Source organism: Geobacillus jurassicus NBRC 107829 (assembly GCF_001544315.1).
Lineage (GTDB): Bacteria > Bacillota > Bacilli > Bacillales > Anoxybacillaceae > Geobacillus > Geobacillus jurassicus.
Window position 1 is genome coordinate 1 of record NZ_BCQG01000019.1, and the last position, 14,752, is coordinate 14,752.

The window sequence follows — 14,752 nt, forward strand, 5'->3', positions numbered from 1 at the left end:
CGGTTGCGAAACGTCGGCGATTTTTGGACAATAGAGTTATCAGTCTAGTAAAAACGGGGGGGATGAATGATGGAAACGACATGGGCAGCCGGCAAGATGGCGCCGTTCCGCCAAGGGGTGCAAGCGGGGGTGGCGATCGCCATCGGCTATATGCCGATCGCGCTGGCGTTTGGATTGCTCGCCAAAACAACCGGACTGACGCTTGCCGAGACCGTGCTCATGAGCATTGTCGTCTTTGCCGGCGCCTCGCAATATATCGCGTTAAGTTTGCTTTCGGCGGGCACCGGAGTGTTTGAAATTGTGTTGACGACATTCATATTAAACATTCGCCATTTTTTAATGTCCGCGTCTCTCAACGAAAAGGCTGAGCCGGATGTGCTTTGGAAAAAAGCGCTGTACGCCTTTGGTATTACCGATGAAACGTTTTCGGTGGCGGCGATGAAAGAAGGGGCGATCAACGCCCCGTATATGTTTGGGCTCATTGCCATGGCGTATGGCAGTTGGGTCGTCAACTCGGGCATTGGTTATGCCGCTGGGTCCGGTTTGCCGGAAAGTTTGCAAGAAAGTATGTCAATTGCCTTGTATGCCATGTTTATCGGCCTGCTCGTTCCAGCGTTGAAAAAGCAGCGGAAAATCGTCTGGCTGGCGGGGCTGTCGGCTTTATTCAACTCGATCGGCACGTTTGCCCTTCACTTGTCGAAAGGCTGGTCGATCGTTTTGGCTACATTGTTGTCGGCCATCATCGTTCAATGGCTGACGAAGGAAGGGGGAAACGGCGGTGAATAGCACGATCGTATGGATGATCATCGGCATGGGGGTCGTTACGTATTTGCCGCGCCTGTTGCCGTTTGTGCTGCTCGGCCGTGTCAAGCTGCCGCCGTTTTGGCAAGGAGTGCTGAAAAATGTGCCGTATGCGGTGCTTGGGGCGCTCATTATTCCTGACGTTTTTTTCATCCAAGATGATCTTTGGTTCGGTGTCATCGGTTTTGCGGCGGCCGTCATCACAGCTTGGCTTGGGGCCAACGTCATGATCGTCGTGCTTGCGGCGGTTGCGGCGCTCAGCCTGTATTCTTTCTTTGTATGAACCTCTCCCACTTACAGAAGTGGGAGTTTCCTGTTTCCCCTTCGGAGTGGATGCACGATAGGCTGGTTGGCAGCCTATCTGCAGGCAACACCTGGCATTCGTCCCGTTGGGAACCACAGGCAACATCCGCATCCTCGACGCGGAAGGGCGGGAACTCGCCATCTACGACTTCCTGCTTTACGCAATCCGTCGATACGTAAACGGTTTGACCGTAAATTCCAATGGCCGGATTTCTCCATAATATACTTTGGCGAATAAATTAGAAGCCCCATGGATGTCGCGGTGTTGACGATAACCAAACGAACAACTATAATGTCTAGAAGAAGATTTATTCTTCTTCCCGCAAACAGGGCATGTTTGCGATGTGTAACTTTCATCTTTTTTCTCCATTTTATATTTGAGGTAATCAAAGAGTTTTCCAAAAGACCAATTGGACAACTTCTGATTGGTCTTTTTGTTTCGTTTCTTTTTCGTGTTCCGTTGTACTCCTTCGACATCTCCAATGACCACTTCTTTCACTTGGTTTTCCAAACACCAACGAACAAATGATCTCGTGGTTTTGTGCAGCGCATCCTTCAGTTGGGCTTCTGATTTCGAAAGTACATATTGTTTCGCACGATTGTACTTTTTCCATTGCTTTGAACCTTTTTTACAACGGGACATCAACGTTTGAAGTTCTTTTAATTTTTTATTTCTCAACCGATGGATGCTTCTTATTTTTCTTCCCGTGATGATGAGGCTTTCCCCATTTTCACAAACGGCTGCGATGGTGTGAATTTCCCCTGGGTCCATCGCGGCACGGTTTTGATTTTTATTCTCTTTTGGTTCTTTTCCATCTTCATACGATAAACAAAGCCACCAACCACGGTCATAGACCAACTCGATTTCTTTTACTTGTCCGTTTGGAATTTGTTCTTTATCCATTTTCACCACCAAAGGGGATTGTCTTTTCCGTTTCCAAATTCCCAATGACAGTTCCAACGTTCCATCTTCATGCAAAACAAACCCATCTTTTGCCCATTTGGTATTGAAATGCGATTTCTTTTTGTACGGATATTTGATTTTTTCGTGCTTCTCTCGCTCCGTTTCTAGCAAAAATATACTTGTGAACGACCGCTTGGATGCTTTGGCCGTGGATGGGAAAACGACCTTTTGTTGCTTTTTGCAGCTCTGTTTTGGTGATCCATTTTCCTGTTTTCAAATGATGTTCTTTTGCTAAAAGAGAAGGGAAAAACAAAGAAGCCATTCATCCCCCACCTGTAGAGGTGGGGGATGAATGGCTAATTTATGTTAAATAAGGGAAGCGGACATCGCTTCCTCTTTTCCTTTTGCGACAGGTATGCAAACCCGCTGTTTGGTTATGACAATTCCTCCATAATCGCCTCATATACCTCATCGACATGAAATCGAGATGCCCCCATGCCGATTTGCTCAACGACGCGTCCGTTGCGGTCGAGCAAATAAGCGAGCGTCGTATGCACGATCATGCCGTTGCCCGGATCGCGGTATTGAAAGTGGAAAGCTTCCGCGGTTTTTTTCGTGTCCGCTTCACTGCCGCGCAAAAACGCCCACCCTTGCCCGTCGCCGGTGATTCCAAACGTATGGGCATATGTTTGCAGCTTTTCGTTCGTATCGCGCGCCGGATCGATCGTGATCGTGATGAATTCCACTTTGCTTCCAAATACCCCGGCTTTTTTCAGCCGATCGCGCAGTTTCGCCATTTGCATCGTTGTATTCGGACAAATATCCGGGCAGCTCGTATACATAAATTCAATGAGCCGCACTTTCGGCGGCAAGTTGCCAAATGAATACGGATTCCCCCACGCTGTTTTCATCGTCACCTCATTTGGAAGCCGCATCGTCGATGGCTGGTAGACAGCAAAGTACAAGATGCCGGCGCCAACGCCGATGATGATGAGTAAGGCCGCTAACATATACCATTTTTTCACCGTTCATCACTCCTCTACAGTAGATCATACCAAAAAGGTCAATGGAAAAATCGCTATGTTTATGAACATTATGCGACTATTTTCCTAATTAAAAAAAGTTTCAAAAAAAAGTCTTGCATTTTCGTCCTTCTGTTATATAATAATAACGTAAACAAAAATATGTAATATAACAATAGAGAGATGGGGGAAGGAAAAATGGCGTCATTTGCTGAACGTGTCCGACAATTAGAGGAAAGCTGGAAAAACGAGGAGCGCTGGAAAGGGATCGTCCGCCCGTACAGCGCCGAGGATGTCATTAAACTGCGCGGCTCGCTGGATATCGAGCATACGCTCGCTCGACGCGGAGCGGAAAAACTGTGGAAGCTGCTTCATACAGAAGATTACGTCGCCGCCCTTGGCGCGCTGACCGGAAATCAGGCAGTGCAGCAAGTAAAAGCCGGCTTGAAAGCCATTTATTTGAGCGGCTGGCAAGTGGCGGCCGACGCTAACCTTGCCGGACAGATGTATCCGGACCAAAGCTTATATCCGTCCAACAGTGTTCCTCATGTCGTGAAGCGAATCAATCAGGCGTTGCAGCGCGCGGATCAAATTCAATACTTAGAAGGCAGCGGGGACGTGGACTACTTTGTGCCGATCGTGGCTGATGCCGAGGCAGGGTTCGGCGGCCAGCTGAACGTCTTTGAGCTCATGAAAGCGATGATCGAAGCCGGAGCAGCGGGGGTTCATTTTGAAGATCAGTTGTCATCGGAGAAAAAATGCGGCCATTTAGGCGGCAAGGTGCTCTTGCCGACGCAAACGGCGATTCGCAACTTGATTGCGGCGCGATTGGCCGCTGACGTCATGGGGGTTCCGACGGTGCTCATCGCCCGTACCGATGCGAATGCCGCTGACTTGATCACAAGCGACATCGACCCGCGTGACCAAGAGTTTATCACTGGCGAACGGACGCCGGAAGGTTTCTATCGCACGAGAGCTGGCTTGGATCAGGCGATCGCCCGCGGGCTTGCCTATGCTCCGTATGCTGATCTCATTTGGTGCGAAACGAGCGAGCCGAACTTGGATGAGGCGCGCCGGTTTGCCGAAGCCATTCATGAGAAGTTCCCAGGCAAGTTGCTGGCGTACAACTGCTCGCCGTCGTTCAACTGGAAGAAAAAATTGGATGACGAAACGATCGCCAAATTCCAGCAAGAGCTCGGCAAAATGGGATACAAGTTCCAATTTGTCACATTGGCTGGTTTCCATGCGCTCAACTACAGCATGTTCGAGCTGGCGCGCGGCTACAAGGAACGCGGCATGGCGGCGTACGCCGAGCTGCAGCAAGCCGAATTTGCCGCTGAGAAGTACGGCTACACGGCGACGCGCCATCAGCGCGAAGTCGGCACCGGCTATTTCGACGAAGTCGCCCAAGTCATCTCCGGCGGCCAGTCGTCAACCGTCGCCTTGAAAGGGTCAACCGAAGAAGAACAGTTTACGACGGCTTAGTGCGAATAACGGCAGACGCAGACAAAAGCCCGGCTTGTCCGGGCTTTTTTGTGTATAAAAGGAAAAAGATGGCGCATCCTATAGGCGTAGGGAGGCGATGGGATGAAAAAAAACAAAGGCGATTTGCCGGAGCTGATGCCTGCCGAGTTTCGCGTCAGCACGGATCTTCATGTTGAGCAATGGTCGATGAATGAAGAGACGTATGCTGGCGACTCGGTCGGCGAACATACCGCGTTGGAACAGGCGAATGAATATTTGGGAGCCAAAGAAATCGGCCAAACGTTTGAAAACTCCTAGCAGCACCCATGACGATCGTCATGGGTTTTTTTCGTTAACTTTTTTCAAAATATAGAAAAATATGACTTCCGGTGGTATGATAGGAGTAGTGATCGAGTTGATTAGAGGGAGGAGATGAATGGGTCAACTCCCCAGAAGTACAAACGGCTACGAACCTCCTTCCTTTCAGTGGGGTTGCTTCAGGCAGGTTGACAGCTGCCCAACGATACAGGTCATGCCTGCATCGTTGCCGAATGGCTTGGCATGTCTGCTTGAAGTCCTTGACTTCCACACGCAACAGACTGTGTTATGCTCGATTTTATGGTTGCAACGCTTCCTGCAACCAACTCCCTACATCGAGCAGCAGCCAATGGAGTGCCTGATTCAATGGTTTTCTCCATGCTCTTAATATCATACACAAAAAGAAAGGAGGAAGGCGCATTCCTCCCTCACTTACATCTGTTAGTCGTTGAAGTGGGGGCCTCCTGCGCCAATTAAAGATGAAAGTCAATGAATTCATTGTGCTGGAACATTTTGTCGTAAGCCGCTATACGATGGCGATTCTCCCGTACTTTGTAAACGGCGATGTGTATGCGAAAGTCATTGAAGAGGATGGTGAATATATCATCAAACAAACGCCGATCGACATTATTAAGCATAGTTGCGATTATTACGGAAGCAGTTTCCAAGGAAGAAAAGAGGGAACAAAAGCTGTCATCGGCATCACTCACAAAGCGCCGATTGCCATTGAACCGGCCAATGAAATTTACGTATTTCCAACCGCCTCTCCGCGCGATTCCCGCTGCGTTTGGCTCTCTCACATGCACGTCTATCGGTATGAGCCCGCCAAACATGAGCGGACCGTCGTCTATTTCCGCAACGGAAAAAACGTCTGCCTCGATGTTTCCTACAAATCGTTTGTCAATCAGTTATACCGAACAGCTCAATTGCGGACGAAACTATCCGAACGGATGGAAGCGAGAGAGCGCAAACTCCAATACATATTTCGCATGCAACAAGAAAAACAGATCTAGAAGACCGGTGATTTAATAGGAAATTCGGTTGAACAGGGGGATTTCTGAATTTGAGAAACCTTATGAAATCGGTCTTTGTCTGAACGAAAAACAGGCAATGCTCAAGGAAATCATTGTTTTTCACCGGACCTCTAGCCGAACCAATTGATAAAAATGGATTTTCTAAAGATGAGTTCAAATTAGGCGCCCGGACGTGTAAAATAAAAATATAAACGGCATTTGAATGGGGAAATATACATGGATATGGAAACAATCAAACAATGGTTCACGCTCGACAGCATCCTTTCTTTGCTCGAACAATACCGCTCTTTCGGTGTGCTTCCCGGCATCGCCGCGACGCTGCTTGAGTCGTTTTTTCCCATTTTGCCCATGTTCGTCTTCGTGATGGCGAATGCGGCGGCGTTCGGATTATGGAAAGGATTTCTAATCTCTTGGCTGGGCGCTTCGCTTGGCTCGCTCATCGTCTTTTGGCTGACGCGGAAAGTAGGGCAGAAGCGTTTTTTTCACTTTGTCCGCCGCCACTCGAAAGTGCGGCAGTTTATGCATTGGATTGAGCGGCATGGATTTGGCCCGCTGTTTTTGCTGTATTGCTTTCCGTTCACCCCGTCGGCGCTCGTCAATATTGTTGCTGGGCTGTCGCGCATCAGCCGCCAGCAGTTTGTGTTGGCGGTGCTGCTTGGAAAGATGATCATGGTGTTTACGATCAGTTTTATCGGCTATGACTTGAAGGCGCTCATCCGTCAGCCGCTGCGCACGGCGATGATCGCAGCAGTCGTCCTGTTGCTTTGGTACGCTGGAAAACGGGTGGAAGCGCGATTTTCGTTGACAGAAAAACAAGGCGGCGAGGAGGGCGGGGAGTGACGAAACAAAAAGGAGAAAAACGAGGCCGCCGGTGGCCGTGGATTGCTGCGGTTTGCGTAGTAGTTGTGCTTCGGCTGTTTGTGTTCAGCAATTACATGGTGGAAGGAAAATCGATGATGCCGACGCTCGAGAGCGGCAACTTGTTGATCGTCAATAAACTTTCTTACGACATCGGTTCGATTCACCGGTTTGACATCATCGTTTTTCACGCCAACAAAAAGGAAGATTACGTCAAGCGGGTCATCGGTTTGCCTGGCGATCGGATTGAGTATAAAAACGATGTCTTGTATATCAACGGAAAAAAATGCGACGAGCCGTATTTGCGTCCGTATAAGCAAAAGCTGGGCAAGCTGACCGGTGATTTTACGCTTGAAGAGGTGACCGGGAAAACGCGCGTGCCCCCTGGCTGCATTTTCGTTCTTGGCGACAACCGGCTTAGCAGCTGGGACAGCCGCCATTTCGGCTTTGTCAAGATCAGTCAAGTAGTTGGCAAAGTCGACCTTCGCTATTGGCCGTTTGAGCAGTTTGCTTTCTGGTTTTGAAGACGGCGTGCTTCGAAACAGGGGAAGCAACGGTTTCTTCAACGTCTTCTTCTCTTGAATTTCGCGAGAGGCTGTTTTTGCCTAATGAACGGCATTCTCTATGTCCATTCCCGTCCTTCGGAATGACAGGTGGGGTCGCGCATGAAGATCATCACCCGCTGAAGCTTTTGGCTGGAAGAACGGTCGAGCGGCAGCGGGAAGGCCGTTTTTTCTTCCAAAAAGCGAACATATGTGCTAAAATAAAACAAACAAAGGAAACGAATGGTGGTGGATGCGATGTCGTTGCGGTTTTTGCTCGGACGGTCGGGAAGCGGGAAAACGACCGTTTGTCTCGAAGAAATTCGCCGTCAGCTGCAAGAAGATCCAAAAGGAAGGACGATCGTCTATCTCGTTCCGGAGCAAATGACGTTTCAATGCGAATACGCGTTAATACATACGAAGGAAATGGATGGGATAATCCGCGCCCAAGTGTTCAGCTTCACCCGCCTCGCTTGGCGCGTGCTGCAGGAAACGGGCGGCATGAACCGCTATCACGTTCATGATGTTGGCGTACAGATGATGATCCGCAAAATTATTGAGCAACGCAAACAAGAACTGAAACTGTTTGGCCGCGCAGCGGACAAACATGGCTTTATCGAGCAGCTGAACGAAATGATCGCCGAGTGCAAACGGTATTGCCTGACGCCGGGCGAGCTCCGCCGCCATGCCGAGGCGCTCGAGGATGGGCCAAGCCATCCGGGCCGCCGTCTGCTCGCTGACAAGTTGAGCGATGTCGCGCTTGTGTATGAGGAGCTTGAGAAAAGCCTTTCCGGCCACTATCTTGATTCAGAAGATTATTTGCGCCTGCTTGCCGAGCATATTCCGCACTCAAGTTATTTGCGGGATGCCGACATTTACATTGATGGCTTCCATCATTTCGCGCCGCAAGAGTATATGATCATCGAACAGCTTCTTCGCCATTGCCGGCGCGTCACCGTTTGTTTGACGATCGACCGCCCGTATGATGACGGAATGCCGGACGAACTTCAACTCTTTTATTTGCCGGCGCAAACGTACCGCCAGCTGCGCGAGCTGGCGCTAAGCAATGATATTGCGATCGAAGAGCCGATGGTGCTCTCGTCCAACCGCCGCCATGAAGACGGAGCGCTCGTTCATCTTGAGGCGCAATTTCACCGCCGCCCCCTGTCGCCATACGAGGCGACGACCGATGCCATCCATCTTTATGAAGCGGCCAACCGCCGCGCAGAGATTGAAGCAGTCGCCCGGGAGATCGTTCGCCTTGTCCGAGATGAAGGGGCGCGCTATCGCGACATTGCGCTCATCATCCGCCAAACGGAGGAGTACCGCAATCTGGTGAAAACGGTGTTTTTTGATTTTGGGATCCCATATTTTATGGATGAAAAAGAGCCGATGCACCACCACCCGCTCATTGAACTCGTGCGCGCCGCTTTGGAGACGGTAGTGACGCGCTGGCGATATGAAGCGGTGTTTCGGGCGGTGAAAACGGATTTGCTTTTTCCGGCCGACGGAGACTTGGTCATGTGGCGCGAGGCGGCCGACAAGCTGGAAAATTATGTGCTTGCTTACGGAATCAAAGGGGATCGGTGGACAAATCATGAGCGTTGGACGTATCGGCGCTATCAGGCGCTTGACGGTTTGAACGTACCGCAGACGGACGAAGAGCGGCAGTTTGAGGACAAGCTCAATGAATGGCGCGAGGCGTTGGCCGCCCCGCTCCGCCGGTTGGAGCGCCGTCTGCGCCGGGCTAAGGATGGGCGTGGGCTTTGCACGGCATTATATCTTTTTTTGGAAGAATTGGAGATTCCGAAAAAACTAGAGAAAATGAGCGCGCAGGCGGAAGCGGACGGCCGCCTTGTGGAAGCGCGTCAGCATGAACAGGCGTGGAACGCTGTCGTCGATTTGCTTGACCAATATGTTGAAATGCTCGGGACAGAATCGATGCCGCTCGCTGAGTTTGTCAAGATTATCGAGGCCGGGCTCGATCGATTGGAATTCTCCCTTGTGCCGCCGGCGATGGACCAAGTGATCGTCGCCCAGCTTGACCGCTCGCGTTTAGTCGGGGTGCAATATGCGTTTGTGATCGGCGCCAACGATGGCGTTATTCCAGCAAAAGTGAAGGAAGACGGGCTGATGGCGGAAATGGAGCGCGAGCAGCTGCGCGAGCTGGGGGTGGCGCTCGCCCCGGGGGGACGGGAGCAGCTGTTTTATGATCCATTTTTTGTTTACTTGGCGCTCGTTTGCCCAAGCCGTCGGCTGTACGTCACGCATCCGCTTGCTGATGGCGAAGGGAAGGCGCTGATGCCGTCGCCGCTCATCAAGCAGCTGGCTGAACTGTTTCCGCATGCGCCGGTGCATCTGTGCGGCAACGACCCGTTCGACGCCCCGGCAGAAAAAGCGGAGGCGTTCGTGACCGCGCCGCGGGCGACGCAAACGTATTTGATCAGCCAGCTCCGAGCGTGGAAGCGCAACTACGGCATCGATCCGCTTTGGTGGGATGTGTACAACACGTTCATCGGCCATCCGGATTGGAAGGAGCAGGTGCGGCATGCTGTCTCCGCGCTCTTTTATACAAACGGGGCGGCGCCGCTCAAAAAACAATGGAGCCAGCGGCTGTACGGCAAAAAAATTCAGGCGAGCGTCTCGCGCATGGAGCAGTTTCAAAAATGCCCGTACGCCCATTTCGCATCGCATGGGTTGCGGCTGAAAGAACGGAACGTCTTCCGCCTTGAGGCGCCGGATGTCGGACAGCTGTTTCATGCGGCCATCAAGCAAATCGCCGACCGGCTGCGCGAACAGCATCTTGACTGGCGCGAACTGTCCAGACCGGACTGCGAGCGGCTGTCGGCCGAAGCGATCGAACGGATCGCCCCGCTCATCCAGCAGCAAGTTCTCTCAAGCTCCCCTCGCTACGAATATATGAAGCGAAAACTAAAACACGTCGTCGCCCGCACGACGCACGTGTTGAGCGAGCATGCGCGGGCGAGCGGCTTCGTGCCGATCGGGCTCGAGCTCTCGTTTGGCCCGGGCGGCGACTTGCCGCCGCTTCGGTTTCGGCTTCGCGATGGCACAGTGATGGAGCTCGTCGGACGGATCGACCGCGTCGACAAGGCGGAAAGCAGCCAAGGGGTGCTTCTTCGCATCATCGATTACAAATCGAGCGCGAAAACGCTCGATTTGACGGAAGTATATTACGGCCTAGCGCTGCAAATGTTCACCTACTTGGACATCGTGCTGACGTACGCCGAACAGCTCGTCGGCCAGCCGGCCTTGCCAGCCGGGGTGCTTTATTTCCACATCCACAATCCGATCGTTCAGGCGAAGCAATGGGTGGATGATGAGGTGGAATTGGCGAAAAAGTTGCTTGAACCGTTTCGGATGCGCGGGCTGTTGCTCGCTGATGTCGAGGCGATCCGGCTGATGGACAGCCAAACGGAAGATGGGCAATGGTCACTCATTGTGCCGGCCCAGTTGACGAAAAGCGGGTCGATCCATTCGCGTTCGTCGGTGGCGAGTCCATCCGACTTTGCCGCGCTCCGCGAGCATGTCCGACGCTTGTTTATCGACATCGGCGGGCAAATCGCCGCCGGCGTCGTGTCGATCGCCCCGTACAAGCTGAAAGACAAAACGGCGTGCGAGTTTTGCGCCTTCAAACCGGTCTGCCAATTTGACGAGGCCCTCTCCGGCAACGAATACCGGAAGCTCACCCCGCAGACGAAGGAAGCGGTCATGGAAAAACTAGCGGAAGGGAAGGAAGAATGATGAACGCCACGATTCGTCCGAAGCCGGTTGGGAGTCGATGGACGGATGAACAATGGAAGGCGATCGCCGCCGGCGGCCGGGACATTCTCGTCGCCGCGGCGGCCGGATCGGGAAAAACGGCCGTTCTCGTCGAACGGATCATCCAAAAAGTGACGGCGGAAGAAGGAGCGGTCGATATCGACCGGCTGCTTGTCGTCACATTTACCAACGCGGCGGCGGCAGAGATGAAAGCGAGAATCGGCGAGGCGCTCGAGCGGGAGCTGGCCAAGCGGCCGCATTCGCTCCATCTGCGGCGCCAGCTCAGCCTGCTCCCCCGCGCTGCAATCTCGACGCTTCATTCTTTTTGTTTGGATGTCGTTCGCAAATATTACTATTTGCTCGATTTGGATCCGTCGTTTCGCATCGCTGATGAAACGGAAATCGAGCTGTTGAAAGAGGACGTTTTGGAAGAGCTGCTTGAAGAAGAATACGGAAAGCCGGACAACGAGCGGTTTTTCACCGTCGTGGACGCCTATACAGGCGACCGGAGCGACGCCGAGCTGCAAGAGATGATTTTCGCTCTTTATGAATTTTCCCGCTCCCATCCTGAGCCGGACGAATGGTTGGCCGGTTTGGCCTCGATGTATGACGTCGATGAACGGACGGATATAGAGACGCTGCCCCCGGCCCGCTATATCGCTCAACACGCGGCGATGGAGCTGGCGGCGGCCAAACGGCTGATCCGAAGGGCGCTTGAGCTCGCCGAAGAACCGAGCGGGCCGCGGCCGTATGCCGAGCGGCTGCGCGAAGATCTGGAGATGATCGCCAAGTTAGAGGCGCAACTTTCCGGGCCGTGGGCTGAGCTGCATCGCGCGCTAAAGGCGCTGTCGTTTGGGCGGCTGCCGGCCTGCCGCGGCAAGGATTATGACGGGCGGCTGATCGATGAAACAAAGTCGCTGCGCGATCAGGCGAAAAAGAAAATGGAAGCGCTGCGCGACAATGTGTTTTCGCTCGATCCATCCGTTTGGCTCCGCCATATGCGGGAAATGAAGCCGATCGTTGAAACGATCGCTAACCTTGTCCGCCGTTTTGCCGTCATGTTCCAAGCGGCGAAACGGGAAAAAGGCATCGTTGATTTTTCTGACTTGGAACATTATTGTTTGCATATTTTGCGGCGGCGCGATCCGGAAACGGGCGAATGGCAGCCTTCCTCCGCCGCCTTGGAATACCAGGCGCAGTTTGATGAAGTGCTTGTTGACGAGTATCAAGATACGAACCTCGTTCAAGAAGCGATTTTGCAACTGGTGAAAAAGGGGAGCGAACGAACAGGCAATTTGTTTATGGTCGGCGACGTGAAACAGTCGATTTACCGGTTCCGCCTTGCCGAGCCGATGCTGTTTTTGGACAAATACAAACGATTCACCGCCGATGGGGAAGCAGGGGGGATGAAAATCGACCTCGCGAGCAACTTCCGCAGCCGCCGCGAAGTGCTCGATGGGACGAATTTTCTGTTTGCACAACTCATGGGGGAAACCGTCGGAGAAATGGCTTACGACGAAGCGGCGCAGTTGAAATACGGCGCCGATTACCCGGAAGGGGCGGATGCGGCGCCGGAAGTCATGATCATCAACCGGCAGCGCGCGGCGGAAGAGGACGAAGAGGAAGCATCGGAATGGGAAGCGGCGGAACTCGAGGCGCGGCTGATGGCGAAAAAAATCAAAGAGATCGTTTCCGCTCCGTTTTATGTATACGATCGTTCGAGCGGGCAGCCGAGGCGCGCCATGTACCGTGACATCGTCATCCTTGTCCGCTCAATGACGAATGCGCCGCAGATGATCGAGCAGCTGCAAGCCCAAGGCATCCCGGCGGCCGCGGATTTATCGTCCGGCTACTTTCAGGCGACGGAAATTTCCGTCATGCTCTCGCTGTTAAAAGTAATCGACAACCCGCACCAAGACATTCCGCTCGCCGCGGTGCTCCGGTCGCCGCTCTTTCGCTTTGACGAGAACGAACTCGCTATGGTCCGGCTTGCCGATCCAAAAGGCACGTTTTACGAAGCGCTCCGTTCGTTTCAGCAAAAGCCGGCGGAAACGGAAGAAGAGGCCAACGCTCAAAGAAAAGCGGCGGCTTTTTTAGAGCGGTTCGAGGGCTGGCGCACGATGGCGCGCCGCCGCTCATTAGCTGACCTTATTTGGCAGCTGTACCGCGATACGCAATTTTACGATTTTGTCGGCGCACTGCCAGGCGGCAGGCAGCGGCAGGCGAATTTGCGCGCCTTGTACGACCGCGCACGGCAGTATGAGTCGACGTCGTTTCGCGGATTGTTCCGTTTTCTCCGCTTTATCGAGCGGCTGCAAGAGCGCGGCGACGATTTAGGGGCGGCTCGGCCGCTCGGCGAGCAGGAAGACGTCGTGCGCATCATGACGATTCACAGCAGTAAAGGATTGGAATTTCCGATCGTTTTCCTCGCCGGGCTTGCGCGTTCGTTTCATACGCGCGATTTGCACCATCCGTATTTGCTTGATAAAGAGCTCGGCTTTGCCGCCCGTTTTGTCCACCCGCGGCTGCGCATCAGCTATCCGACGTTGCCGCTGCTGGCCATCCAAACGAAAAAGCGGCTTGAGCTGCTCGCTGAGGAGATGCGCATTTTGTATGTTGCGCTGACACGGGCAAAAGAGAAGTTGTATTTGCTCGCGTCGGTCAACGATGCGGACAAGGAGATCGAAAAATGGAAAAGCGCCGTTTCGGAACACAGCTGGCTTCTCCCAGACGATGTACGGGCATCAGCCCGTTCCTACTTGGATTGGATCGGCCGGGCGCTCATCCGTCATCGCGATGGGGGGGCGCTTGCGAGAACGAAGCCGCCTGAAGAGATCGCCTCCCATCCGTCTGTGTGGCGCATCGCCATCGTGCCGGCCGCCGATTTGCGCAGCGAAGAGGTCACCGGGGGGGAGGCGGATGGCGGCGTGCTCCTTGCCCTCGAACAAGGCCGCCCCGTTCCCGTGGAAGGAGGGTGGCAGGAGGAGGCAAGCCGCCGCTTGCTATGGCGGTATTCGCATGAGAAAGAAACGACCGTGCGCGCCAAGCAATCGGTGTCAGAACTCAAAGAACATCGCGCGCTTTTTGGTGAGCAAGCGGACGAATGGCGGCCGCGCCAAGGGACGGCGCCGGTGTTTTCCCGGCCGCGCTTCATGCAGGAGAAAACGTTGACGCCGGCTGAAAAAGGGACGGCGCTCCATATCGTCATGCGCCATCTCGATTTGCAAGCGCCGCTTGATGAATCGTCGATCCGCAGTCAAATCGCCCGCCTTGTTGAAAAAGAGCTGCTGTCGGCAGAACAAGCCGAAGCGGTCGACATAGCGGCGATCGCCGCCTTTTTCGCTTCCGACCTTGGCCGCCGACTTTGCGCCGCCCGCGAAGTGCACCGTGAAGTGCCGTTCGGCTTGGGGCTTCCGGCAGATGAACTCTACGGCGGCGAAGGGATGGAGAAGGGCCGGCGCGTCCTTGTGCAAGGGGTGATCGATTGCGTGTTTGCCGACGAGCGCGGCTATGTGATGATCGACTATAAAACCGATGAAGTAACCCGCCGTTTTGCCGGACAAAAGGAAGAAGCGGCGCGTTTTCTGCTCAGCCGCTACGGAACGCAAATGCGCTTGTATCGGCGGGCCATCGAGCAAATTTGGCGCGCGCCGGTGGCGGAATGCTATTTGTATTCGTTTGACGGCGGATTTGTTGTAGCTGTTGAGTGATGCAAGGGGGAGAGAG

General features: G+C 53.4%; 12 protein-coding genes. 9 read left to right on the forward strand and 3 right to left on the reverse strand.

Annotated elements, in window-relative coordinates; genetic code table 11:
* Positions 1-69 precede the first annotated feature (69 nt).
* Positions 70-786 (forward strand): AzlC family ABC transporter permease, encoded by a 717-nt coding sequence (locus GJ1_RS06970; RefSeq protein WP_066230482.1) that lies wholly within the window; start codon positions 70-72, stop codon positions 784-786.
* Complete coding sequence (locus GJ1_RS06975) at positions 779-1,084, forward strand: AzlD domain-containing protein (protein ID WP_066230348.1); 306 nt, start codon at positions 779-781, stop codon at positions 1,082-1,084. The genes GJ1_RS06970 and GJ1_RS06975 overlap by 8 nt, the downstream gene beginning before the upstream one ends.
* Before the next feature lie 177 nt (positions 1,085-1,261).
* Here the strand turns inward: GJ1_RS06975 and GJ1_RS06980 are convergent, their stop codons facing one another.
* The 3 genes from GJ1_RS06980 to GJ1_RS06985 all read right to left on the reverse strand — a co-directional run bounded on the left by GJ1_RS06980 (position 1,262) and on the right by GJ1_RS06985 (position 3,033).
* A complete protein-coding gene (locus GJ1_RS06980; RefSeq protein ID WP_245629357.1) occupies positions 1,262-2,179 on the reverse strand; it encodes an RNA-guided endonuclease InsQ/TnpB family protein in 918 nt (305 codons plus the stop codon).
* On the reverse strand, positions 2,076-2,330 hold the full coding sequence (locus GJ1_RS19030) for a hypothetical protein (protein WP_245629358.1): 255 nt from the start codon (positions 2,328-2,330) through the stop codon (positions 2,076-2,078). Before GJ1_RS19030 ends, GJ1_RS06980 begins: the two co-directional genes overlap by 104 nt.
* Positions 2,331-2,442: 112 nt before the next feature.
* Complete coding sequence (locus GJ1_RS06985; RefSeq protein ID WP_066230351.1) at positions 2,443-3,033, reverse strand: SCO family protein; 591 nt, start codon at positions 3,031-3,033, stop codon at positions 2,443-2,445.
* A 195-nt stretch (positions 3,034-3,228) separates the two neighbouring features.
* On the opposite strand from GJ1_RS06985, the gene aceA reads away from it, so the two are divergent.
* From aceA to addA, 7 genes are all read left to right on the forward strand, one after another.
* Positions 3,229-4,515 (forward strand): isocitrate lyase, encoded by a 1,287-nt coding sequence (gene aceA / locus GJ1_RS06990; protein ID WP_066230354.1) that lies wholly within the window; start codon positions 3,229-3,231, stop codon positions 4,513-4,515.
* 102 nt (positions 4,516-4,617) lie between these two features.
* A complete protein-coding gene (locus GJ1_RS06995) occupies positions 4,618-4,812 on the forward strand; it encodes a hypothetical protein (protein ID WP_066230357.1) in 195 nt (64 codons plus the stop codon).
* A gap of 479 nt (positions 4,813-5,291) precedes the next feature.
* Positions 5,292-5,825, forward strand: a complete 534-nt coding sequence (locus tag GJ1_RS07000; protein ID WP_066230360.1) for a competence protein ComK — start codon at positions 5,292-5,294, stop codon at positions 5,823-5,825.
* 237 nt (positions 5,826-6,062) lie between these two features.
* Entirely contained in the window at positions 6,063-6,686 is a 624-nt protein-coding gene (locus tag GJ1_RS07005; protein ID WP_066230363.1) for a TVP38/TMEM64 family protein, read from the forward strand.
* Positions 6,683-7,228: a signal peptidase I gene (lepB, locus tag GJ1_RS07010; RefSeq protein WP_066230368.1), complete on the forward strand. Its 546-nt coding sequence runs from the start codon at positions 6,683-6,685 to the stop codon at positions 7,226-7,228. The genes GJ1_RS07005 and lepB overlap by 4 nt, the downstream gene beginning before the upstream one ends.
* 276 nt (positions 7,229-7,504) lie before the next feature.
* The gene (gene addB / locus GJ1_RS07015; protein WP_281176920.1) at positions 7,505-11,008 is read left to right on the forward strand and encodes a helicase-exonuclease AddAB subunit AddB; all 3,504 of its coding nucleotides are present in this window, start codon (positions 7,505-7,507) and stop codon (positions 11,006-11,008) included.
* The gene (addA, locus tag GJ1_RS07020; protein WP_066230485.1) at positions 11,008-14,736 is read left to right on the forward strand and encodes a helicase-exonuclease AddAB subunit AddA; all 3,729 of its coding nucleotides are present in this window, start codon (positions 11,008-11,010) and stop codon (positions 14,734-14,736) included. The genes addB and addA overlap by 1 nt, the downstream gene beginning before the upstream one ends.
* Positions 14,737-14,752: the final 16 nt, after the last annotated feature.

Excerpts from the sequence above, each read along its gene's own strand:
- GJ1_RS06970 (WP_066230482.1), top strand. The coding sequence starts at position 70 with ATGGAAACGACATGGGCAGCCGGCAAGATGGCGCCGTTCCGCCAAGGG.
- GJ1_RS19030 (WP_245629358.1), bottom strand. The coding sequence starts at position 2,330 with ATGGCTTCTTTGTTTTTCCCTTCTCTTTTAGCAAAAGAACATCATTTG.
- aceA (WP_066230354.1), top strand. The coding sequence starts at position 3,229 with ATGGCGTCATTTGCTGAACGTGTCCGACAATTAGAGGAAAGCTGGAAA.
- GJ1_RS06995 (WP_066230357.1), top strand. The coding sequence starts at position 4,618 with ATGAAAAAAAACAAAGGCGATTTGCCGGAGCTGATGCCTGCCGAGTTT.
- GJ1_RS07000 (WP_066230360.1), top strand. The coding sequence starts at position 5,292 with ATGAAAGTCAATGAATTCATTGTGCTGGAACATTTTGTCGTAAGCCGC.
- GJ1_RS07005 (WP_066230363.1), top strand. The coding sequence starts at position 6,063 with ATGGATATGGAAACAATCAAACAATGGTTCACGCTCGACAGCATCCTT.
- addB (WP_281176920.1), top strand. The coding sequence starts at position 7,505 with ATGTCGTTGCGGTTTTTGCTCGGACGGTCGGGAAGCGGGAAAACGACC.
- addA (WP_066230485.1), top strand. The coding sequence starts at position 11,008 with ATGAACGCCACGATTCGTCCGAAGCCGGTTGGGAGTCGATGGACGGAT.